Raw genomic sequence first — 22,014 nt, forward strand, 5'->3', positions numbered from 1 at the left:
TTTTACACCAGGCTGGTGCTGCGGGACAGGTCCTGGGCGCAGCGCAGCAGGGCCTTGCGCTGGAACAATAGCTTCCAGCGCCGGCCGCCGAGCTGGCGCCAGAGAAAACCCGAGCGAATCCCCGCCAGCAGCAGGGCGCGGATGATGTCGGCGTTCTTGCTGTCCTGCAGGTGCTGGGCGCTGCCAGTCACCTTGATGCGGAATTTGAGCTTGCTGAGGGTGTCCTGGTAGACACCGGAGATGCTGTGGCAGACATCCTGGACGTGCCCGGCGAAGTGCTCGGCACGGAAACTGGCGTGTTCCAGGCGCGAGCGCACGACGGACATCATGGCCGGGTCCGCGCTGAATTTGCCCTCCAGGTAGAGCAGGGCAAACACGTAGCGGACCATGTCGCGGTTTTCCGCTTCACGCTGGTTGGCCAGCAGGGCGGCCAGGTTCTGCAGGCCGAGCTTGATGCCGGGCAGGCCGCCAAACACGTCCTCCACCCGCTCGGCGTCGAATTTGAACAGGCTGTTGATGGAGGCCTCCAGAAATTCCGGCGGGTAGCTGCCGGTGCGGGATATCTGGTCGACGATACGGGCAGCCTGCACCACCCCGGCGAGGGCCAGGGTCTGCTGTTCGATGTCGCTGAGTGCGCGCTTGCTCATGGGGCGGCTCGCTCGATCACGCCGCCACCGAGGCAGGTGTCGTCGGCGTAGAACACCACTGACTGCCCGGGGGTGATGGCGCGCTGGGGGGTATCGAACTCGACCCGGTAGCCCTCCCCGTCACGGTGCAGGGTGCAGGCCTGGTCCGCCTGGCGATAGCGCACCTTGGCAGTGAGTTGTGCGGGCAGCGCCGGTGCTGAGCCCGCCACCCAGTAGATAGCGCCGGTATACAGAGTGGACTTGAACAGGGCGGGGTGGTCATTGCCCTGGGCCACTAACAGCACATTGCGCTCCAGGTCTTTGTCCACCACGTACCAGGGCGCGTCGGCGGCGTCGGCACGGCCGCCAATGCCAAGGCCCTGGCGCTGGCCGATGGTGTGGTACATCAGGCCCTGGTGGCGCCCCAGTACCTCGCCCTCCAGGCTGTGAATGTCGCCGGGCTGGGCGGGCAGGTACTGCTTGAGGAAATCGCTGAAGCGGCGCTCACCGATAAAGCAGATACCGGTGGAATCTTTTTTCTTTGCTGTGGCCAGGTCGTACTGTTCCGCCAGCCGGCGCACCTCCGGCTTCTCGATCTCGCCGACCGGGAACAGGGTCTTCTCCAGCTCATGGTGACCCACAGCATGCAGGAAATAGCTCTGGTCCTTGTTCGGGTCCAGGCCCTTGAGCAGGGTGGCCTTGCCGTCTGCTTCGCCGCGGCGGGTGTAGTGGCCGGTGGCGATCAGGTCGGCGCCCAGCATCAGGGCGTAGTCGAGGAAGGCCTTGAACTTGATCTCCCGGTTGCACAGGATGTCCGGGTTGGGGGTGCGGCCGGCCCGGTACTCCTCCAGGAAGTGCTCGAACACGTTGTCCCAGTACTCGGCGGCGAAATTGGCGCCGTGCAGGGGGATGCCGAGCTTGTCGGCCACCGCCTGGGCGTCGGCAAAGTCTTCTTTGGCGGTGCAGTACTCGGTGCCGTCGTCCTCGTCCCAGTTCTTCATGAACAGGCCTTCCACGGCGTAGCCCTGCTCCTTCAGCAGCAGTGCGGAAACAGAAGAATCGACACCGCCGGACATGCCGACAATGACCTTGGTGGATGCGTTGCTCATAAATGCTGTAGTGCGTCTAGCGGGTACCGGGTGCCGCTGCGAGCCTGTTCGATCGCCGCGAGCACCAAAGGGCTGCGCATTCTAGCAGAGTTGGCGAGGATTTCCCCGTAATCGAGCCAGTGGGTGCGCAGGATGTCGGGGTCCAGTGCCAGCTCGCTGCGCTGGTGCAGGGGGCGGGCGATAAAGGTGCTCCGGTAGTAGGTCACGCCGTTGGAGGGTGCGGTGTACAGGGCCCAGCCCAACAGGCCCAGCAACTCGACCTCCCAGCCGCTCTCCTCGAGGGTTTCCCGCCGGGCGGCATCGAACAGCGTCTCGCCCGGCTCCAGGTGGCCGGCTGGCTGGTTGAACACCAGATCTCCGGTGACCTTGTCGCGTTCTTCTACCAGCAGGTAGCGGCCATCGCGCTCGACCACGGTGGCGACGGTGACATGGGGTGGCCAGTCTGTGCTCATGGAACGAAATATCCCTCCTGATTGCTCGGATGTTAAACACTCACGTGTTGGAGTTCAGGGACGCTAACGGGTTCCCTCAACTGTCCAGCAGGGCTTGCCAGTAACCCACGTCGATCCAGCGGTCGAACTTGAACCCCACTTCGCGGAAGTGGGCAACCTTTTCCATACCGAATTTCTCATGCAGGGCCACACTCGCCGGATTGGGCAGGGCGATGCCACCGATCACAGTGTGCAAGCCTTGCTGCTTCAGTTGTGCGAAGAGTTCGCCGTACAGCTTTGTCCCCCAGCCGTGGGACGCGACGCGGTGATCCAGGTACACGGTGGCTTCCACCGCATAGCGGTAGGCACAGCGTCCCTTCCATTTGCTGGCGTAGGCGTATCCAATGATCTCGCCGGCGTCCTCGGCGACCAGCCAGGGCAGGGACGCATGCCGGCACTCGTCGATACGTCCGGCCATTTCGCCGTCACTGACCGGGTCGGTCTCAAAGGTCACCACGGTGCTTTCCACATAGTGGTTATAGATATGCGCGACCGCAGCGGCATCGGTCTGCGTGGCACTGCGTATCATGGCTTGCCTCCCTGAGGGGTGTGGGTTGCGGTGTCAGGTACCTGCGTCCCACCGTCGCTGTTGAGGCTGTCCAGAAAGCTCAGGAGGGCAGTGATGTCATCTTCGCTCAGATGCGGATCCCTTAACAGGGGAGACAGCGTTGGTCGCTGCAACCAGTTCCCGTTGTAATGCCGGATGACGGCATCCAGTGTGTTCATTGACCCATTGTGCATATAGGGTGCCCGCGACGCGAGGTTACGCAGGCCGGGTGTCTTGAAGGCAAAACGGTCGCCCGGTTCCCGGCTGAAGCGGTAGCGACCGGTGTCCTCCGGGGCCGGCAGGCCGACATCGTGGAATGTATCGTCGGTAAATCGCCAGCCGCTGTGGCAGTCGGCGCATCCCGCCTTCCCGGTAAACAGGACAAAGCCCTCCCTGGCCAGCGGCGAAATGGCCTGGTCGTCACCGGCCACCCAGCGATCAAAAGGGGCTTCACCCGCTGACGATTTCCCGCTCGAAGGTAGCGATGGCGGCGGACAGCGTGATCAGCGAGATGCCCCTCTCGGGGAAAACGTCCCTGAAGTGCTCCACGTAGCTCTGGTCGGCGCCCAGTTCCGCCATCAGTTCGCGTACATCCTGGGCCATCTCATCATGCGCTGTCAGGGGAAACCAGACCTGGGATTCCAGCGTCGGCGCGCGGCCATCCCAGAGCAGGGCTGGGGCCCAGGCCAGGTTTTCCAAGGTGGGGCTATGGCGCTCGTGGACAGCCTGCCCACTCCCCACTGCCAGTGCCCGGCCGTCTTCCCAACCATGAGCCGGGTTGTGGCAGGTGGCACAGCTGATGTCATTGTCGCGGGACAGGCGCGGGTCGAAAAACAGTTTGCGCCCCAGGGCGAACTTGCCGGGCGTGTAGGGGTTGCTCTCGGGATGAGGCACGGTTGCCGGGCGCTGGAAGGCCCGGGTTGGGGCCGGTTCGGCCTGGGCCGTGACGCAGCTCGAGGTCGTGAGCAAGGTGAGCACCAGTGCCAGTGTCACCGTCGTAGCGATATTCACGGCGCTGATTATGGCGGGCCTTCCCCGTAACGTAACAGGGTCGTGGTCACATTCCCCGCCGTGTCGATCGCGAGCAGATAGAGACGGTCGTACTCGCTTGCCTCATTGATCTCTGGCCCGGGTTCACCCCCGAGCAGGGTGACCAGTTCGGGGGTAGTGTCACTGTGGCCGACGACAAGGTGCCGCCCGCCCGCTGTTCGCAATGCCTCGGCCAGGTCTGGCAGTGCCTCGACGTCATAGAGGCTGACCTCCTGGCCCAGCAGCTCCGCCAGGGGCGCTGCGGTGTCGCGGGTGCGGATATAGTCAGAGCTGTGGATATGCTCGATAGCGGCATCGCGCAGGGTGTGGGCGAGGGCCTGTGCGCGCTGCAGGCCGGCCTCCGACAGTGCGGGGTCGCTACTGGCATCCACCTTTTCCGCGTGGCGGACCAGGAAAACCTGCAGGGGAGTGGCCCGGCTGTTGGCGACATCCGCTGGCGAGGCGACGTTTGTCTCCCAGGGCAAAAGCACCGTAAGGGTGAGGAGGGAAGCCAGTAGTACTTTCATGCGCCAGTAAACCTCGCGTTAACAGTGAAGTCCTGTCCGAGTTTACTGGCGTGGGCTTGCGAATGCGATGGCGGCCCGGGTCAGTCGATGGTCTCGAAGTAACCGAGGATGCGCAGCGCGGCGAGCTTGCTGCCTTCGATATCCAGGGAGTCGCCAGCCAGCGCTGCGGCAGGATTCTCCAGGCCTGCCGCAATGGCCTTCCAGGTGGCTTCAGATGTATCGAGTGTGGCCACGACGTCCTCGTCGATACCGGTGTGGATTGTGGCCACGCCGCGGCGGATACGCAGCGTAAACTGCTTGCCGCTGTCATTGAAGGCGTAACCGAGGGCGGTGTTTTCCTCCAGGGTGTCTTCCGCCTTCAGCAGGGGAGGCATGGCGTAGAGGAAGTTTTCAATGGGCAGGGTGGCAAGGAAATTCTCGTTGACGGCGGGACGGAAGCCCGGCTTGAGCCCGTCCTGTACTTCCCGGGCAACGGTGAAGTAGTAGTTGCGGGCATTGGGGTTGGCCTCTGTTTCGCCCAGCTTGCGCAGGGCATCAGTGCGCAGGGAACGCGAGGCCTCGTCCTCCGGCTGCAGCACCATCAGGTGGTCACTCAGGCTCAGGGCCCACTGGGTATCCCCGTCCTCCAGGGCCTGGCGGGCCTTCTCCAGCAGCGCGCCATTGCCTCCGGCCAGCGCCGCCATGCGCCGGGCCTCTTCGGGTTGCGACAAGGGCTGGAGTTCGCTGGGGTTGCCGCTGAACCAGCCGAGGTAACCGTCGAACACCGAGCGCACCGACCAGCTGAGTTTGCCGTAGAACTCCTGCAGCCAGGGGTTGCTGGCAAGGTGGGCGGGCAGTTGAACTTTGGCGACGATCTCGTCGGGTGTCAGCCCGTGGTTCATGTAACGCAGGGTCTGGTCGTGCACGAAGTTGATGGTGTCGCTGTAGTCCGTGAGCAGGGTGGCAATCTGGCCCTCGCCCTGCAGTGGCCGGCCGTGGCTCGGCACCAGGTGTTCAGCGCCGAGTGCGCGAATCCGGTCAAGGCTATTGGCCCACTGCTTGACGTCGCGGTAGGCGGTGCCGCGGATGGTGTACAGGTTGGGAAAGGCCTGGTAGACGTTGTCGCCTGGCAACACGGTTTTCTTGTCGGGGACCCAGACAAACAGCTGGTCCTCGGTTTCACCCGGGGCGTGTACTAGCTCGATGTTGAGCCCGGCGACATTGATCGAAAGCTGGTCTTCGAAAGTGTGGGTGGGCGGCAGCGAGAACAGGACGCTCTCCGGCGTGACGCCGAGATGCGGGCCAATACCGTCGTTGATGCGCTCGCCCGGGGGCAGGTGAGTGCCGAACATGCGCATCGAGCGCGTCGAGATGATTGGCCGGATCTGGTTGACCACCCGGTTGATGTAGTAGCTGGTGCTCTCATGGGCGTACACCGGTACCTGCTTGCCCCCGGTGAAACCGGCGGCGCCAAATACATGGTCGGTGTGATTGTGGGTGTAAATCAGGGCTTTGACGGGTTTGTCCGTGATTTCACGGAACGCCGCCAGCACAGCTTGGGCTTCCTCTGCAGTTTCCATGGTGTCGACGATGACAATACCGTCGTCGCCCTCCAGCATGATGGAGTTGGCGAGGCCGTAGCCAATGGCAACGTACACACCGTCGGTGACTTTCTCCACACCTTTGCGGAACAGCTGGCTGTGGGCTTCAAGGGCCTCCGGTGCAAGTGGGGTAGCAGCTGTCGGGTAGGGGGCTTTTTCACAGGCCGTGAGTAATGCCACGGCGAGGATGAGGAGGTAGGGCATTCGGGTTAGTTCCTGTTGTCATTGTTATGGTTATGGTTAGGTTATGGTTAGGTTATTTCACCGCATTATATGACCCGCGGGGGCTCCCATTTCCAGTATCCGTCCCAGGGACCGGGTGTAACGGCGCTTTCACTGCTGCCCGGCCTTTGCCGGTTGCGGCACTGCGAGCTCGCTGTTGTTTGCTCGCCACACGCGGATGCCGTGCCTGGCGCCTTCCCGGCGCAGCAGCGCCAGGCTGAACAGCGACTGCAGTAACACACTGGCCACCGACAGCCACCAGAGCTCCTGGATGCCAAAGGCCTCGTGGCCCGCCAGGAACAGCACCGGCAGCACAAACAATACCAATCGCGACGCGCTGCTCACCAGGGCCGGCAGGGTGTTGCCCAGCGCCTGGAACATCCCCGAGGCGAGGAAGATGATGCCAGTGGGCACGTAGTTCCAGCAGATTGTGGAGAGGAAGGTCGCGGCGACGGCGATTACCTCGGGGTCATCCGAGAAGGGCGTCACCAACCACTCGGGCCAGACCAGGCACACCACCGTCAGCAGGAGCATCATGCCCGAGGTCAGTTGCAGGGCGCGCAGGAAACTCTCCCGCACCCGGTCAGGGCGGCCGGCACCCATGCTCTGGGCCGCCAGCGGGACCGCGCCAAAGGCGATGGCCATGGCCGGCAGGAACAGGGTCTGCATGACCCGCTGGCCCACACCGTAGCCCGCCTGGGCGGCGGCACCAAAGTCCGCCAGTACCCAGTACACCACCGACAGGTAAACGAACATCAGCGCGAACTCCCCGCCCGGGGGCAGGCCGATGGTGAGTATCCGCCGCCAGACCGACAGGCGCGGGCGCATGGCGGCAAGGTCGAAGCGCAGCCCGATGGCATGCCGGAGGAAGTAATACGTCATCATCAACAGGCCGCAGGCAATGGCGATACTGCTGGCGAGGCCCGCGCCCGCGGTGCCGAGGGCGATACCGGTACCCCAGCCGGCGATGAGCATGGGCGCCAGCAGGGCGTTGAGGACCACGGTGAACAGTTGCACCAGCATGGCCGGCTTCACCACGCCCGCACCGCGCAGGGCGCTGCCCATGGCCATCAATACAAATTGCATGGCCAGGCCGGGTATAAAGGCGTACAGGAAGGCGCGGCCCGCCTCGCGGGTAGCGGGGTCGTCGGTCATTACCTCAAGGAAATAGCCGGTGCCAAGGTAGCCGGCTCCCAGTGTGATAAAACCGAGCAATACCGACATGGCCAGCGCCTGGTTGAACAGCAGGCGCGCGTCGTCGAAGTCCTTGCGACCACAGGCATTGGCGATCAGTGCCATCGCCCCGACACCGAGCACCTGGCACCCGGCCAGCACCATGAACTGCAAATTACCGGCTACGCTCACGCCGGCAATGGCCGCATCCCCCAGGCGCCCCACAAAGTAGAGGTCCACCAGGTGATACAGGTTCTGCAACAGCATGCCGACGGCAATCGGCAATGACAGGCGGGCAAGGTGGCCGAGTACAGGGCCGCGAGTGAGGTCCTGCATGCTAGCGGGCTCCCTCGTCAGGCCCGGTAAAGGCACCGTCGGCAAACCGGCCCAGGTAATTGCGGATGTCCCGCGGCCAGGTGTCGATGGCGTGCCGGAACTCAGCGAGGTCGTCCGCGTACAGCGCCCGCAGTGCATCTTCATACCCTGGACGGTCTCCACCCAGGGCATGCATCACCCGATAACAGCTTTCCTGGTGCTGTCGCTGGCTATTGCTGGCTTTCCCGTGGCGAGCGTTGTCCACCAGCTTGCGCAGCGTGACCGACGCACCCCCGGGCTGGGCATTGAGCCAGTCCCAGTGGCGGGGCAGCAGGGTCACCTCCTTCGGGACCACACCCAGTTTGGGGCGGCCGCGGCGCCGGGGAGCATCTTCTGTGGGTTGTTCCAGCCTCGCCAGGACCTGCTCGAGCTCTCCGCTCAGGTCCAGGTCCCGCAGGCGGCCACTGGCGTCATCAAATACCAGCACGCTCTGCTGCTCTGTCGTGGTCAGATTCTCTTTGAGTTTACGGGCCACAGTCCTGGCCGGGCCCGAGGCAAGTTTGCGCTCGCCACTGAAGGCGGTGCAGGAGTTTGGTTTGTCGGTCATGGCGTCAGGCTCATTGTGTGAGCGCGTAAATATACCCGGATAAAAATAAATTGCAATATTATCCGGGTATAAATATTGGCTATGGGCCAGTGTCGGGCGGGGCTATTCCTCCCGGGTGTAGATCGGTACGCCTTCCTTGATGCTCTGCTGGACTTTCAGGTTATCCAGCAACTCGGGGTCTACGGTCATCGGGTTGTCCGACAGAATGACAAAGTCAGCCAGCTTGCCCCCTTCGAGGGTGCCCTTGCGGTCCTCTTCGAAGTGCTGCCACGCCGACCAGATGGTCATGGCCTTGAGCGCCGTGGCGACACTCACCCGGTGCTGGGGCCCGATCACCGCACCGCTGCGGGAACGCCGGGTGACCGTGGCCGACAGCACCCGCATGGAGTCGGGCAGGGCGACCGGGGCATCGTGGTGGGTGCCAAACATCATGTTCTCGTCCATCAGCCAGCCGGTGGGGGAGATATTCTCCGCGCGTTCGGGGCCCAGAACCGAATCGCGGTGGTAGTCGCCCCAGTAGAAGGTATGCATGGGGAACAGGGAGGGGAAGATCTTCAGGGATTTGATCTTGCCGACCTGGTCCTTGCGCAGCGTCTGGCCGTGGATAAGCACGGGGCGGTTATGAACATCCGGGTATTTCTTGCGCGCTGCGGCTACCGCCTCGATGAGCAGGTCGATGGCGGCATCGCCATTGCAATGGACCAGAATCTGCCAGTTGTTGGCGAAGGCCTTGTCCACGGCGTCCATGGCCTGGTCGTGACTGATCGCGGGATAGCCCACGTAATCCTTGTCCTGCCCCGGTGGCGGGACGTAGTAGGGCTGGGTCAGCCATGCCGTCTTGCCCTGGGGAGAGCCGTCGATGGTGAGCTTGGCGCCGCCCACACGAAAGTGGTGGGTGTAACTCCGGCTGGGTGCGATGTCCATCACTTCCAGAATATCCGGGTAGGCCACCAGGTCGATCCTCAGTTTGTCGGCATCGGCCATCCGCTCCATGGCGGCGAGGGCCTGCCCGTTGGCTCGCCCCTCCTGGCCTGTGGTGTAACCAAATGAGGCCAGGACTTTGGTGCCCTCTACCACGAAGCGATCCTGCAGCTCGGGGGTCCAGGTCTGGCTCATGCCGCCCACCAGGCGGAAAAATGCGTACTCCTCGGCGACCCCGTTGGGTTGCTTGCCATCCGCTTCCCGCTGGAACACGCCACCATCCGGGTTCGGGGTGTCGGCAGTGACACCCAGCATGTCCAGTGCCTTGGAATTCGCCACGCCAAGGTGGCCCGACTGGTGCACGATAAGCACGGGCAGGTCAGTGGACACGCGATCCAGGTCCTGCCGGGTGGGGTGGCGCTGTTCCGCGAGCTGGGCATTGTCGTAGCCGAAGCCCACTATCCAGCCGTATTGGTCGATGTAGTCCTGGTTCTTTTTTGTCCAGTCTTGCAACAAGCCGACAAGCGCGTCGATGTTCTCGCCCTCACCGTCGGGTGGTGGCAGCAGGTTGGCGGAGAGCGACTGGAAACCGATCAGGAAAGCGTGCCCGTGGGAGTCCACGAAGCCGGGGAGCAGGGTCTGGCCCTGGAGATCGACCTGTTTCGTCTGCTCCCCAATGAAGGGCTTGATGGCCTCCCCGGTGCCGACGGCAATGATCTTCCCGTCTGCGACCGCAATGGCTTCAGCGGTCGGTTGAGCATCGTTCATCGTCAGGATGGGGCCGCCGGAATAGATCAGGTCCGCGGTATCGGCTGCTGTGGAGAACGGGGGGAATGCGAGGATTCCTGCAAGAGCCAGCGAGTAGCAAAAACGGAGCATTACGATTCTCCTTCGCCTGCATCTCAGACGGTTGCGGGGTCGGCCTGCGAAGATAACGGTTTTCACGGTCAAACCCAAGTGCCGGCGCTAGACGGCTCCCAAGCTTGTTCTTTGGCATGCATGTTCGCCCAAGGGCGGAGCACACGTCATTTCAGTCTGGAGTAAATCCACGAGCCCAGGGTTAAAACCACATATATTGCTACGATAAATACCAACTGCTCAGGCTGGTTGGCGAACTCGTAGTAGAGAATAAACCCCGTTCCCGCCAGCAGGCCGGCACAGGACAGCAGGGTGACGAGGGTGGAGGAATCGGTGAGATGGCGAATTCGGAAATTGGCGAAGGCCATCAGCAGTGACACCAGCAGGAAGGTGACGCTGCCGAATTCCAGGATTACCTGCAGGCTGCCCGCGAAAACCAGCAGGAAGGCCAATGCCGACATACAGATAATGGCGTAGGTCGGGATACGCTGGTTACGGTGAGACAGAATAGACGGGAAGTAGCCGTCGTCGGCGATCACCGCCATCTGCCTTGAGGCCCCGAACACCGTGCCGCTGATGGCGCTGCTGGTGGCGAGCAGGGCCCCGGCAATAATCAGTTCCTTACCCCAGTGCCCCAGCACATGCTCCGCGCCGGCGGCGAGGGCGTACTCCTTGTTCCTGATGATGTCATCAAACGGTATGGCGAGGATGGCGCCGAGCGAGATCACAAAGTAAATCAGCACCGCAAGCAGGATAGCCGTGTAAATGGCTTTGGGAATATTCCTTTGCGGCTCTTCCATTTCATTCACCGCGTTAATGACCAGCTGGAAACCTTCGTAGGCGACGAAGGTGAGCGACGCCGCGATCAGGATGGACACGATATTGACCGATGTTTGGCTCTGGAAGAGTACCGGCAGGCTGGTACTGCCGTTGTTGATCAGCACAAAGGAAATAATCGCCAGTATCACCAGCTTGGTGTAGACCATCAGGTCCTCGACCTTGCCCATGCCCTTGACGCTCCACAGATTGATCAGCGTAAACGCCAGAATGACGGCGCCGGCGACGAGCTTTCTTGCCAGCTCGCTATCGCCAAAGGCAAACCCGCTGATGGCGTAGGCGGAAAACGTATAGGCGTACAGGGCAAGCGTGCTGATGTAGCCGAAGATGACCCACCAGCCGATGAGCGAAGCGGCAAATGGCGAGGCGGGAAAGGTCTTCTTGAAGAAGGAGTAAGTGGCGCCCTCGTCTTTGTAGTAAACACCCAGTTTGACGTAGGAGTAGGCGGCGAAGCAGGCAAGCACGCCGCCAATCAGGATAATCAGGGGCGTGTACACACCCACCATGGCCACGGAAATACCCAGGATGGTAAAGATGCCTCCCCCGACCATACCGCCGAGGGCAATGGCGATCAGCTCGGGTACGCCGAGGGTTTTGCCGCGCGTTCGGTGACAGGAGTCGGTGTCGGGGTTGGTCTGTCGTTGAAATCGGCCTGCCAGAGAGCTATGCCTCGTTTTGATCCTCAATCCCGACGCTCCACCCGCCAGGGCGGGTTCAGCCGGTTGTTACCGGCCCAGAACAGCTTGATCTTGTTGCCGGAGGGGTCATGGAGGATGGCTTCGCGCCACAGGTACGACATGTCGGTGGGATCCTGGTCAAATGCAAAGCCCTTCTCCTTGAGCCCTGCGACCAGTTCATCCAGTGCTTCGTGCTCGAAGTAGATCACACTCCCGTTGACGAAAGCCTCCGTCTCCAGCGACAGCGAAAACGTGGATTGCCCCTCGGTGCACTCAAAGCGGGCGTAGTGTGCGGTGTCGACGATCTGTAGAAAGCCCATCCTGCGGTAAAACGCGGTGGCTGCCTGCATATCCGACACGGGCAGGGTGACCTGGTTCATATTCATGGTGCAATGCCTCGGTGGTGTATGGCCCGCTCCAGCGAATCCCTCGCCGTGTCGCGATCCTCAATAACGTCTACGGCGAGTATCTTGCGTTCCACATAGTCACCGGGAGCGGCTATTTCCGTCGCACCAATGTGTACATGGTTCAGGTGCCAGGAGTAGGGCTTCAAAGTGTGATCGATCACGGTGGCGACATAGGTCACTGCGGTTACTCTGGCTCCATTGCTGGCGGTGAGGATGACCTCCTTTTCGTCATACCCGAATCCGAGCCCTTCTACCCGGTCCAGGTAGGGTTTCTCCCCGGGGTCTATTTCGAAGAGGGCACCGTGAATGACGTCGAGGCCACTGGCGGTGAAGAAGGCATCGCACTTTGCCGAGCCGTCCCTGCCAGATTTGTGGAACCTGAGGTCGTGTTCGCGCAGGGCATAACACCCGATGCGGGCCGCGCTGGGTACGCGCTCCCTGAGGCGGGCGAGTGACATGTTTGAGCCGTAGGCGAAATAGCGCATTGATTGTGTAATTGAAACTGATGGTTCCCATGGTAACGCGAAGAGGGATTCATTGGACAACCCATTCGATAGCCAGTTCGAGACCGGTTAAACCGGTGGGCCGCCCCTGCACTGGTTTGACGTCGCACCAGGCCCGAGCGGAGTTTAGTAATTGATACCCGGTAAGTGATTCATCTTCTTGGCTGTACCCATTGCTACCAGTTGCGTTGACAGCAAGGCGCAGTCGACGCACTACTGCACTTTATCGTAAACGCACCCGCACACTCCGATAGGGACGAACCGGATGAACTGGATCAACGGCGGTACCGACCGCGCCACAACGCTGGCTTCTGTCCCGGAGCTGGCTGGCACGTTCAAGGCGCTGTATGAGAGTTTCTGGACCCAGCCGCATATTCCCGGCATGACACTGGAGTTGTGCCGCTTGCGGTTGGCGCAGCTCCACAACAGCGATTTGGAGTGGGCGCGAAAGGACTGCGAAATCGGCGCTGGCAAGCGCGAACAGCTCGCTGGCTGGTCAAGTTGCGACGGCTTCACCCACGCCGAGCGCGCCTGTATCGAGTTCACCGAAATCTATGCCATGGATGCGCAGGCCATTACCGATGACATAGCCGCTGCCGTCAAGGGGCATTACGGTGACGCCGGATTGGTGGCCCTGGTGGAAGCACTCGGCATATTCGATGGCATGACGCGGCTGAGCCTGCTGTGGCAGCTGTCGGCGCCAGACGTTGCCAAAAATGGCGGCCAAGGAGAATAACAATGGCATCACAACCCAGGGTCACCGCTCCGCAGCAGCAGACCGGTAACATCGTTCGGGATTCCGCGCTGGGCCTTGTGCCGGAAACGCTCGATAAATATATGGATCTGACCCGGGTGATCTGGGAAGGGGGCCTCCTGAATCCGGCGGAAGTCGAGATCGCCAGGTTGCGCAATGCCCGCAAGGTGAACTGCGTGTTCTGCAAGAGTGTTCGCTACGACATTGCCGTGGCCGATGGCCTGACCGAAGAAAAGGTGCAAATGATCGATGACGATTTTCAGCAGACCTCGCTCACCGACCGGGAAAAGTTGATCCTCGCCTTCACCGACCAGTACCTGAACGACCCCGCCGGCCTGGGCAGCGAACTCAAGGAGAAGCTGCTCCAGGAGTTCACGCCGGAAGAGCTGGTTCACCTGTCGATGGCAGTGGCCTACTTTAACGGCTTTTCGCGCTGTGCGGTTTCACTCGGCGGGATGCCGGATGAGTTGCCCGTGATGCAGATTTCCGTACCGCAGTAGTGGTAAAGCGGCACGCCTTAACAGGCATCATCGACCATTTGAATGATCTTTTGCTGGACTTCGGAGGCGACCACTTTGAGGTCGTCATCATCCGACAGTGACAACAGCATGGGTTCGGGTTTGATCAGGCCTATATACGCTTTGCCCTGATCGGTGTAGACCGATATCCGACAGGGCAGGGCCATGTTCAGGCGCATATCGCTGCTCAAGACTTTGGCGGCCTGATGAGGATTGCACACTTCGAATACATGGCACTGCTCCTTGAAATCCTCACCCTTGTTCCTGAGCGTTTGCCCGATGTTGTGCACATGAAGCACACCGAACCCATGTTGGGTTACCGCTGCTTCCAGGTCGGTTAATACCTGATCAAAGGGTTTGTCCGTTTCCACGATGTAGTACATGGAGTATGTTCCTGTTAATTGCAACTCAGTTGGTAGGGAGGAGCGTGCTTCTTCTTTTATTCAGGCGGCAACTTCTTCGAAGGAGAAGTGAGGAATATCGGTCCGGACCTTGGCGTGTTCCATTGTCATTGCACAAATTTGGCCGTTGGCATCGAGGTCGATCACGGTATCCTCGTCCAGGTCTCTGGATTCAGAAATTTCGACTGAACGGAACTGAATATACAGCGTGTCCGTGTCTTGAAAATACGTGATTTTCATGGCCTGAAACCTCTGTCAAAGAATGCGTTATGAACGGTTTTACCATCGGGTAGCAGCACAACCCGAAGATATCGGCCATCCATTTCGGAAATTCGGCCCCAGCGCCGAATCCGACCATCGCTTTGAATATGCTCCTTTTCAGGAGTATCTGCAACACGCTGAATCCACTCAATTTTTATCTGCGCTCGATCCGGGCGTCGGGAGACTTAGACAAAACAAAAAGCGCCCTGTGACATCTACCCACACCTGGCCTATAACTACTCCTGAGTGCCATAACAAAAGCCGGTGCAGCCATGGTAAACGACGACCGAGAGGAACAACTGGAAGCCGCAGCGGAAAAGCTGCAGGCCGGGGTAGCGGGCAGGCTCGGCGATGTCTGGTGGTATCTGCTGCTGCGCGGCTCGCTGGCAGTGCTGCTGGGTATCTTCGCCATATTCTGGCCGGAGCAGAATGTGCGATTACTGCTGCTGGCGGTCGGCATTTACTGCCTCGCCGATGGCGCCATCACGCTGGTGGTTGCGGCGCGCTACTCCAAGCTTCAGGAGCAACTCGGTGAAGCCCTCGTTGTACTCGCGATCGGGGTAGTCCTGGTGCTTTGGCCCGACGCCACACTGCGCACGTTACTGATGATGATCGGTGCGGCCATTTTCTTCGTCGGCCTGGGTCAGGTGCTGACCGCGCGGAAGCTGGCGGCGGACGACCCGGCGAAGGAGGCAGGCAAGCGCGTCGGCCTGGTTACCGCGATCGTCGGGCTGATCCTGGCTGTCTGGCCAGGTACCGGTGTGGCGGTGATCTCCTGGGTGATCGGCATCGCTGCACTGCTGATAGGCGGGCTGCTGATCTTTCTCGGCTCGCGCTTCAAGCGGTTGCAGTGCCGGGTTGTCGATGTAGGGGAAAACCGGCTGTAAGCGCTGACCGGGTCAGTTACCGACCAGACTAGCGAGGCCGACAGCGATACCAAAGCCAGTTGCTGTACCCGGCTGACGCTTGTGGTTTCCTGGTTTGCGCATCTGAAACCTCTTGAACATTGGCCCCTCCATTCCCTCAGAACAGGTACTCCAGTCCGGTGGCATTCAGCATCTTGAATAGTGAGCGCTGGTTCTTGAGTGCCCAGGCCCTGACGCCGCCGTTGTCCATGATCTGCCGGCGCATTTCCAACCACTCCGGCGAACCCCAACGATAGGACATCCCCTTGAGGAATTCGAATTCCGCGATGAATTCCTCTCTCAGTTCGGGCCCTTCGAAGAAAAACCCCATTTCGTTGTTGAACAGGCGGGAGCGGTAATCGAAATTGGCGGTGCCTATAAAGCCCACACTGTCGCCGAGCAGAAACTTGGCGTGCAGCTTGCCGTAGGAGGTGTCGCCACCGAGGGATGTGTCGTCCAGTCGCCCGGTTTCATAGATACTCAGGCGGGGGTTGTCGACCAGTGCTTTCCATGCGTCGCTCTCCACCAGTTCCGGGTTCAGCTCGCTGTCTTCAAGCCCCGAGAGCCAGGCCTTCCTGTGCTCGTCGTCCAGCAGCATCCCTGGTGCCATGGACATATCCACAACTGACTGGGCGGGGTGATTGTCTGATGTCAGTACGGAGTTTGTTATCATCTCGCAGCGGCGATCCGGGTCTTCGTCCAGCCAGTCGAGCAGCAGCTGTGCCTCGTCCAGCAGCAGGCTTCCCTCGGAATCGTAATAGCGCGCCAGGAACAGGTAGGGCGAGACGATACGTACGTGACGCTTGTTTGCACCCTCCGCGCTGGAGATAAGGTGCATGATTGAGTTGGGGTTGGTGGCCAGGTTGGCAACGGCGTCGGTGACCACCGCTCTGTTCACCAGATTACCGAATTCGTGCGCCAGGCGAACATTGGCGGTATGCCACCCGGACTCCAGGTATTCACTCATGTCTGCGAAGCTGGGCTGCAGGCTCGGCAGGGATTTCAATTCGACGAGCGCCTGCTGCATCTCCTCTCGGCGCTTGCTGTAGAGGTCTGTGCCGTTGGCAAACTGTTTCGATCGCAGCTGCTTGTTGTTTTTATACTGAAATAACAGGGTATAGTACGTCTCTGCTACCGCGCTGACTGTGAATTCTTCCTCAGTCGATGACCCCGGGCGCAGGATAATTTCCGCATCGTTGTAGGTGTCCGGGTTGGGCGTGCCGTCTGCCAGAATGCCATAGTAGGATAACGAGACATTGCGCCCGCCGGTCATCACCACGGCCTTTTCCGGCACGAAACCATCGACCACCAGCAACTTGTCATGAGAGCGGCGATTGGAGGTAAAGGGCGACTTGCTCACCGCGTTGAATATGGCTACCTGCACCCGGGCCCGACGGGTCGTCTGTTGCCCCTTCGCATTGTGAATAAACCCCGCCTGCACTTCACAACTCTGAAGTGCACGCAGCCAGGTTTTGTCCAGCCCGACTGATCCGATCGAGTCGACCATCAGGCGCACGTCCACGCCGCGGATGACGGCCTCGCACAGTGCACCCAGCATCGCCCTGCCGATAATGTCGTCCTTGAAGATGTAGTAGACCGCGTCCACGCTGTGTCCAGCCTCTTCGATCAGGTAGATTTTCGCAGCGATCGACCTGAGCGCTTCCTCGGGGCGGCTTCCCAGCAGTTTCGCCCGGGTGTCCTGCACCGGGACCTCGGCCTCGATGCCGAGTTTCATGCTATCCCTATCAGCATACTTTCCGGGCAGGGTCTCTCGCAGCTCGTACCAGGTATTGAGCTGTTCGTCGTTAATTGCTTCCAGAGGCGGACAGTTCTCCAGGGGCTGAGTGCCTGCGGGGCAATCCTCGGGGCTGATGGTTGTGGTTGCGCAGGCCGACATCAGGCAGGAGAGTAGCGCTATCAGAAGGCACCTGCTGAAGATCGATACTTTCACTGGGGATCCCTCCAACGAATTTCCGCGACGACGAGGCGGTGGTCTGACACTGCATCCATTGCTGTACTGTAGCTCGTGATTTCGAAATCGTCCGATAACAGGATCCAATCCAGGCGCTTTGCCTTGTAGGTCGGATGCACCGTCGACGCTGGCTCGTAGGCGTGCAGGTCTGCCTGTTCTACCAGTTGGCGCACAACAGAGTCTTCTTCCTGCCACTGTTCATTGAAATCTCCCATGAGGATGATCGGTAACGGGCTGCTGGCGACGGTCTGGATAATATTCGCCAATTGTCGCTCGCGTACACTCTTGCGGGAAAAATCCAGGTGTACAGATATCACCAGCACGGGCATTGATTCGCCCAGGTGTAGCCAGTGAATCCGGGCTGCCACGAGGCCTTTGGTGGTGGAGGGGGGAGTAGGGTCAAAGCTCAGGCTGCGCGCCTGATGTAGCTGAATGCTAGAGAGCAGAGCCGTTCCAAAACGATAGAACCATGTTTCCGCGTGCATTCCCAGTGCTGCACAATTGAACGCAGTCTTGCCCAGCAGCCATTGCGCCTGGTCAAACCCACCGGCCCAGAATGAGTCGATGTCCAGCTCCTGGAGTGCGAGCAAATCCAGTTGCTGCTGGTCCACCAGTTGGGCAAGCGTGTCCAGGTTGTCCTGTATCTGCTCTTTACCCAGCAGCATCTGGTTCATGGCGGTCCCGCGTCCATGGGCCATATTGAGGGTTCCGACCCTGAGCGTTGCCCCGTTGTGAGTTGCGACAGGCGCTACGCCAGTGAGACAGCTGGCGGTGTCGTCCGCGAAGGTGGCCAGTGAAACCAGGCCCAGGACCAGCAAGGCCGAGCGGAGGAGGAGGCGAGTGGATTTCACTTAATCAAACAGCCACCGCTGAACCAGCTTTGTGTACCAGGGCATCACGGCGTACACCATGAGGTAGACAACGACTCCAGTCACCGCGAGGGTGACGAGTAACTGGCTCTGCGGCAAGCCAAGGTTCTTCATGAGCGGCGTCATGATGAGGGTCACCGCCAGCACCAGCGGGTATATGGCAGACCAGGTCACCAGGAACTGCTTCCAGCGTACCGGCACCGCTGCCTTAGCACTTGGAGGAGAAAACCAGAAATCCAATCCGCTGCTGATATGGACACCGTCCCCGGAGACGAGCAGCGGTTGAACCTTCTCGATCAGGCTGGCGCGAGTGGGTGAGTTCATCCAATCCATCAGATGTTCATCCGTATCAAAGCGAACAATCACCGTAAAGGTCTCACTGCGGCCGGGAACCGGTCGCACGATGTGCCAGTCCAGATGGCCGGGAGCGGCCTTGGCCAGGGGCGCAATTTCCTTTACCCATGCTTCATAGTCAGCATGCCGGTCGAAACGTACCTGGTGCTTGATGACGGCCGTTGCTCCCTCGGGGGAATCGGGTTCGGAGTGTAATTGTTTGTTCATAAATGTTCCTGCCGTTTAATCGCCCCCACAGCCTCCACCGCAGCCCGATGAGTCACCGCTGCAACCCCCGGCGCATCCTGAACTGCAACCGATATGGCCGGCACAGTAGTCATTCCTGCCTTCTGCCAGACAATTGATCGAGTACCTGAACCCGTCCGGTATGTTCAGTTGAGAATCCAGTTTAAACAGCAGCGGTAGCCTGGTTGGTGAGTCCGGTTTAATGCCTTCCCGGTGACAGGATGCGCGCCAGGCAGTTTTGATGCCCGTTTGTGCCGAGGTGGGCGTTACCATGGCTTCGGCAGGGGGATGGTGAAGGAACCGGCCCAATGCCTTGCTGCAAAAATGCTGGTACTGCCGTGTGAACAGAATGAACTCATGCCATGCCACATCCACCACCTGGGAGGGCATGGCGACCATTCTCTTGCCCGCGACATTGGTGACCTGGAAGTATTCTCTGAGCCCCATCATCACTAACTCGGCGTCGGCGGGTCCTAAATGCGGGTAAGCCTTGATCACTTTCTCGGCAATGGACGGTGGAAAGCGGTAGGTATCGATCAGGTGTGCCCGATGAGCGATGACGCGCGCCCTGTAAACTCTGTACAGAACAAACAGGCACGCACCGAACAGGGCTGTTAGGACCAGATTAACCGTCATTCTGGATGTAACCGCGCAATCAGCTGCCACGCCAGTTCCACGGCCTCGACCTGGCCTTTCAGACCGCCCGTCACCGGCTCCCGTGCCAGTTCTGTCATCTGGTAAATGGCGCCATAGTGGCGCTCGAGCTCTTCCTGGGGGATCGAGAAGGGTGGGCCGTCGATGAGTGATTGATCGTAGTTGAAGGTGATCAGGAACTGCGGTGCCGCACTGGTGATGTCGACCAGGTGAGTGCTGTAGCGTCGGCGGGTGTCAGGAGGAAGAGCCACCATGGCCGCGCGGTCATACACGGCCTGCACTGGCCCCAGGGTGTCGCGCTGCAGGTCGAAAATGTCGCCGACGAAGATGTCGATCCCCGCCGCGCTATAGTGAATCAGGCTGCCCGTCTCCTCAACGCGCGGTGCAAGGCCCAGTTCGCTGAACAGTTGCTCGATAGCGAGCTGGCTCAGTTCCGCGCCTACTACCTGATAGCCGCGCTCCAGCAGCCAGGCAATGTCTCGCGTTTTGCCGCACAGGGGCAGGAAGATTCGGCCGCCAGCGGGAACGTCGAGGCGCGAGAAGTGGGCCTGAAGCAGGGCATTGGGCGCTCCCTCGTGGAAGGCGATATCACCTTCGCGCCATTTGTGGTGCCAGAATTCAGTGTCCATGGAGCTTCCTTCCGATCCCTTAAATCGATTTATTCAGTGAGAGATTATCAAGGATCAGGTCACTGCGGGCAAAGGCGATACAGGGCAGGATGTATCCCTCGGCAATGTGTCGATCCAGGAGCCCGCAAGGCGGTCGCCCCTGGTAGCTAATCTCCCCCTCAACCAATCGACATTTACACAGTCTACAGACACTGTTGCGACAACTACTGCGTACTGATAATCCGGCCTCTTGCATGGTAGTTAAGAGATCAATGTTGCCAGATACTGTCAGCTCAAGCTCGCTCCCATCGCCAAGGAGTGACAGGGAATATTGGCTCATAAAGGCAACTGCTCCATAACGAATCCCCTTACCTCATATGTGTGTCTGCTTTCACAATATGGCCAAAGTCCAGATTCCCCTTCTGCCAATAGACAAGACCAAAACAGGCTGCTACCAAGGGTACAGCGATCCCGAACTCATCGGCAAACCATACGGTGGCCGCATTCGCCTCGGTCATGGGGGCGAAGAACTTCTGCAGGAATACATTGTGGCTCATGTGAAACGTTACGGCCGGCCACAGGCTGTCGGTCTTGTAGCGTATGTACGTCATCACAAATGACATCGATACGAGACAGACCGTGAACGTCGCGAGCTGAAAGAGCAGCGGGGTTTCGGCATTACCGTAGAAGCCCAGGAACATCAGTGGCCAGTGGAACATGGACCAAAGCACACCGCTGAGTAGCGCCACTTGAGTGAATCCGAGGTTCTGCGATAGCGCGGGTACCAGAAGGCCCCGCCAACCCATCTCTTCGCCCAGCACGCCGGGCAGGAGAAGGAAAAAGCTCACTGTGCCAGTGAGCACGAACCGTAACGCAATAATGGACTCGTCGGACCACGATTCCAGCATATAGCCGGTTCTTAGCTCTTCTACAAAGCCAGTGTCATACCAATCCCCGAATGAAAACACCCATATTCCGGCATAGGCCAGAGCCACATAGGCGAGAGGGAGCAGATAGCTCTGGTACTGATACTTCCAGTCGCCCCAACGCCAACCCAGTGACCTGAGCTGGCGACCGCAAATGAGGCAGGCGCCCACGGTTGCCAACCCGACGGTCAGCATTAACGGGCTGGCACTCTGGAACCTCAGCAGCAGCCAAACACCCAGGGGGTACAGGCCTGCCACCAACAGGATAAACGCGATGGTAATACGCCAGGCGCTATTCAAGGGAGAGCTCCGGCGCCAGATTGATCATTTCCTTGGCAACCAGAGCAGCAGACGGCAAGAACATCGTTGAAACGATGCGCTGGTCCACGACCACCTCATGTTTATCTGCCAGATTCTCCTTGTTCTGGGCAATCGCGCCGTGCTTATTCAGCTGGCTCTCGATCAGGAAAGGCAGGAGTGTGCCGTTTTTAGCCCAGGGCTTGCTGGTTTCCGTGGAATTGGGAAAGCCCGCCACCTTTTTGCCTTTGACGAGGTATTCGCCATCAGACAACGTCACATTGACGATGCTGGCCGACCCATGACCACCGGCTCCCACCACACCACCGGATTCGTAGATGTCCGCGATGATGGACTGGACTCGGGTATCACTCGCAACATCGAACATGACTCCGTAGCCGCCCCCGGTAAACACACCCCAGTAGTCATCTGGATTGACCTGGTCCGGCGACAGTGTGTTTGCTGTTTTCTCAAGGAAACCCTCGTACTTGATGGTGTAGCTGGCGATTCCCAGGGGCTCCCGCATGAAAAACACCTCGCCACCCTGGGGGGAGACGAAATCTACTGCATACCCGTGGCTCAGAAAGACGTGAAAGGGCGGGGCGACTTCGAACAGGTCGTTTCTTGCTTCGTGTTTTTCCGGGTCGCCCATATCGATCATATTGGACACCACAATAAGCACTTTCTTGTCTTCTCCTGCCTGCAGACTGACTGCGCTGATCAGTAGAATGGAGAGAAGTAACATCCTTGCCATTTTTGTTGCTTCCTAAACTGTAGTGACTCAAGAGGGCCCAGTTTAGCGAGGAAAGGAGCTACTGCGACTTAATTCGCGACGAGTTGA

The 22,014-nt window shown here is 59.9% G+C and carries 27 protein-coding genes; 3 read left to right on the forward strand and 24 right to left on the reverse strand.

Features of this window, described 5'->3' with window-relative positions:
* Positions 1 to 2: 2 nt before the first annotated feature.
* The 14 genes from hflD to FV139_RS13130 form a co-directional block, all read right to left on the reverse strand.
* Positions 3 to 647 (reverse strand): high frequency lysogenization protein HflD, encoded by a 645-nt coding sequence (hflD, locus tag FV139_RS13065; protein ID WP_148068892.1) that lies wholly within the window; start codon positions 645 to 647, stop codon positions 3 to 5.
* Positions 644 to 1,735 (reverse strand): tRNA 2-thiouridine(34) synthase MnmA, encoded by a 1,092-nt coding sequence (gene mnmA, locus FV139_RS13070; protein ID WP_148068893.1) that lies wholly within the window; start codon positions 1,733 to 1,735, stop codon positions 644 to 646. The genes hflD and mnmA overlap by 4 nt, the downstream gene beginning before the upstream one ends.
* Positions 1,732 to 2,187 (reverse strand): NUDIX hydrolase, encoded by a 456-nt coding sequence (locus FV139_RS13075; protein WP_148068894.1) that lies wholly within the window; start codon positions 2,185 to 2,187, stop codon positions 1,732 to 1,734. Before FV139_RS13075 ends, mnmA begins: the two co-directional genes overlap by 4 nt.
* Positions 2,188 to 2,263: 76 nt before the next feature.
* Positions 2,264 to 2,755, reverse strand: a complete 492-nt coding sequence (locus FV139_RS13080; RefSeq protein ID WP_148068895.1) for an arsinothricin resistance N-acetyltransferase ArsN1 family B — start codon at positions 2,753 to 2,755, stop codon at positions 2,264 to 2,266.
* The gene (locus tag FV139_RS13085) at positions 2,752 to 3,204 is read right to left on the reverse strand and encodes a cytochrome-c peroxidase (RefSeq protein WP_148068896.1); all 453 of its coding nucleotides are present in this window, start codon (positions 3,202 to 3,204) and stop codon (positions 2,752 to 2,754) included. The genes FV139_RS13080 and FV139_RS13085 overlap by 4 nt, the downstream gene beginning before the upstream one ends.
* 19 nt (positions 3,205 to 3,223) lie before the next feature.
* On the reverse strand, positions 3,224 to 3,784 hold the full coding sequence (locus FV139_RS13090) for a cytochrome-c peroxidase (protein ID WP_187276523.1): 561 nt from the start codon (positions 3,782 to 3,784) through the stop codon (positions 3,224 to 3,226).
* Between the two features lie 8 nt (positions 3,785 to 3,792).
* Entirely contained in the window at positions 3,793 to 4,329 is a 537-nt protein-coding gene (locus FV139_RS13095; RefSeq protein ID WP_148068898.1) for a SixA phosphatase family protein, read from the reverse strand.
* Between the two features lie 80 nt (positions 4,330 to 4,409).
* Entirely contained in the window at positions 4,410 to 6,113 is a 1,704-nt protein-coding gene (locus tag FV139_RS13100; RefSeq protein WP_148068899.1) for an alkyl sulfatase dimerization domain-containing protein, read from the reverse strand.
* A 129-nt stretch (positions 6,114 to 6,242) separates the two neighbouring features.
* Positions 6,243 to 7,640, reverse strand: coding sequence for an MATE family efflux transporter (locus FV139_RS13105; RefSeq protein WP_148068900.1), 1,398 nt, complete (start codon positions 7,638 to 7,640; stop codon positions 6,243 to 6,245).
* Position 7,641: 1 nt separating this feature from the next.
* Positions 7,642 to 8,226, reverse strand: a complete 585-nt coding sequence (locus FV139_RS13110; RefSeq protein WP_148068901.1) for a DUF2239 family protein — start codon at positions 8,224 to 8,226, stop codon at positions 7,642 to 7,644.
* Between the two features lie 102 nt (positions 8,227 to 8,328).
* Positions 8,329 to 10,026, reverse strand: coding sequence for an amidohydrolase (locus tag FV139_RS13115; protein WP_148068902.1), 1,698 nt, complete (start codon positions 10,024 to 10,026; stop codon positions 8,329 to 8,331).
* Positions 10,027 to 10,172: 146 nt separating this feature from the next.
* Positions 10,173 to 11,528, reverse strand: coding sequence for an APC family permease (locus tag FV139_RS13120; RefSeq protein ID WP_213004116.1), 1,356 nt, complete (start codon positions 11,526 to 11,528; stop codon positions 10,173 to 10,175).
* Complete coding sequence (locus FV139_RS13125; protein ID WP_148068903.1) at positions 11,525 to 11,905, reverse strand: VOC family protein; 381 nt, start codon at positions 11,903 to 11,905, stop codon at positions 11,525 to 11,527. The genes FV139_RS13120 and FV139_RS13125 overlap by 4 nt, the downstream gene beginning before the upstream one ends.
* Positions 11,902 to 12,411, reverse strand: a complete 510-nt coding sequence (locus FV139_RS13130; RefSeq protein ID WP_148068904.1) for a gamma-glutamylcyclotransferase family protein — start codon at positions 12,409 to 12,411, stop codon at positions 11,902 to 11,904. Before FV139_RS13130 ends, FV139_RS13125 begins: the two co-directional genes overlap by 4 nt.
* Before the next feature lie 283 nt (positions 12,412 to 12,694).
* Here FV139_RS13130 and FV139_RS13135 point away from each other — a divergent pair, with 283 nt between their 5' ends.
* Both FV139_RS13135 and FV139_RS13140 read left to right on the forward strand, forming a co-directional pair.
* Complete coding sequence (locus FV139_RS13135; RefSeq protein ID WP_148068905.1) at positions 12,695 to 13,165, forward strand: carboxymuconolactone decarboxylase family protein; 471 nt, start codon at positions 12,695 to 12,697, stop codon at positions 13,163 to 13,165.
* A gap of 2 nt (positions 13,166 to 13,167) precedes the next feature.
* Positions 13,168 to 13,683 carry a carboxymuconolactone decarboxylase family protein gene (locus FV139_RS13140; RefSeq protein ID WP_148068906.1) on the forward strand — a complete coding sequence of 172 codons (516 nt, stop codon included), beginning with the start codon at positions 13,168 to 13,170 and terminating at the stop codon, positions 13,681 to 13,683.
* Between the two features lie 17 nt (positions 13,684 to 13,700).
* Here FV139_RS13140 and FV139_RS13145 read toward each other — a convergent pair whose 3' ends face one another.
* Together FV139_RS13145 and FV139_RS13150 are read right to left on the reverse strand one after the other, a co-directional pair.
* Complete coding sequence (locus FV139_RS13145; RefSeq protein WP_148068907.1) at positions 13,701 to 14,084, reverse strand: DUF302 domain-containing protein; 384 nt, start codon at positions 14,082 to 14,084, stop codon at positions 13,701 to 13,703.
* Between the two features lie 60 nt (positions 14,085 to 14,144).
* A complete protein-coding gene (locus tag FV139_RS13150; RefSeq protein ID WP_148068908.1) occupies positions 14,145 to 14,342 on the reverse strand; it encodes a DUF2283 domain-containing protein in 198 nt (65 codons plus the stop codon).
* A 293-nt stretch (positions 14,343 to 14,635) separates the two neighbouring features.
* Here FV139_RS13150 and FV139_RS13160 point away from each other — a divergent pair, with 293 nt between their 5' ends.
* Positions 14,636 to 15,250 (forward strand): HdeD family acid-resistance protein, encoded by a 615-nt coding sequence (locus FV139_RS13160; protein ID WP_148068909.1) that lies wholly within the window; start codon positions 14,636 to 14,638, stop codon positions 15,248 to 15,250.
* Positions 15,251 to 15,386: 136 nt separating this feature from the next.
* On the opposite strand, the gene FV139_RS13165 is transcribed toward FV139_RS13160, so the two are convergent.
* The 8 genes from FV139_RS13165 to FV139_RS13200 form a co-directional block, all read right to left on the reverse strand.
* Entirely contained in the window at positions 15,387 to 17,003 is a 1,617-nt protein-coding gene (locus FV139_RS13165; RefSeq protein ID WP_187276524.1) for a phospholipase D-like domain-containing protein, read from the reverse strand.
* 212 nt (positions 17,004 to 17,215) lie between these two features.
* A complete protein-coding gene (locus FV139_RS13170; protein ID WP_148068911.1) occupies positions 17,216 to 17,938 on the reverse strand; it encodes an endonuclease/exonuclease/phosphatase family protein in 723 nt (240 codons plus the stop codon).
* A gap of 153 nt (positions 17,939 to 18,091) precedes the next feature.
* Positions 18,092 to 18,670: an antibiotic biosynthesis monooxygenase gene (locus tag FV139_RS13175; protein ID WP_148068912.1), complete on the reverse strand. Its 579-nt coding sequence runs from the start codon at positions 18,668 to 18,670 to the stop codon at positions 18,092 to 18,094.
* A 15-nt stretch (positions 18,671 to 18,685) separates the two neighbouring features.
* Positions 18,686 to 19,324, reverse strand: coding sequence for a glycine-rich domain-containing protein (locus FV139_RS13180; protein WP_148068913.1), 639 nt, complete (start codon positions 19,322 to 19,324; stop codon positions 18,686 to 18,688).
* Positions 19,321 to 19,971 (reverse strand): thiopurine S-methyltransferase, encoded by a 651-nt coding sequence (gene tmpT, locus FV139_RS13185; protein ID WP_148068914.1) that lies wholly within the window; start codon positions 19,969 to 19,971, stop codon positions 19,321 to 19,323. The genes FV139_RS13180 and tmpT overlap by 4 nt, the downstream gene beginning before the upstream one ends.
* Before the next feature lie 19 nt (positions 19,972 to 19,990).
* Positions 19,991 to 20,290: a 2Fe-2S iron-sulfur cluster binding domain-containing protein gene (locus FV139_RS21385; RefSeq protein WP_148068915.1), complete on the reverse strand. Its 300-nt coding sequence runs from the start codon at positions 20,288 to 20,290 to the stop codon at positions 19,991 to 19,993.
* Between the two features lie 28 nt (positions 20,291 to 20,318).
* Positions 20,319 to 21,176: a CPBP family intramembrane glutamic endopeptidase gene (locus tag FV139_RS13195; RefSeq protein WP_148068916.1), complete on the reverse strand. Its 858-nt coding sequence runs from the start codon at positions 21,174 to 21,176 to the stop codon at positions 20,319 to 20,321.
* On the reverse strand, positions 21,169 to 21,927 hold the full coding sequence (locus FV139_RS13200; RefSeq protein WP_213004118.1) for a type 1 glutamine amidotransferase domain-containing protein: 759 nt from the start codon (positions 21,925 to 21,927) through the stop codon (positions 21,169 to 21,171). The genes FV139_RS13195 and FV139_RS13200 overlap by 8 nt, the downstream gene beginning before the upstream one ends.
* Positions 21,928 to 22,014 lie beyond the last annotated feature (87 nt).

The sequence above is a fragment of the Parahaliea maris genome (genome assembly GCF_008064665.1).
GTDB classification, from domain to species: domain Bacteria; phylum Pseudomonadota; class Gammaproteobacteria; order Pseudomonadales; family Halieaceae; genus Parahaliea; species Parahaliea maris.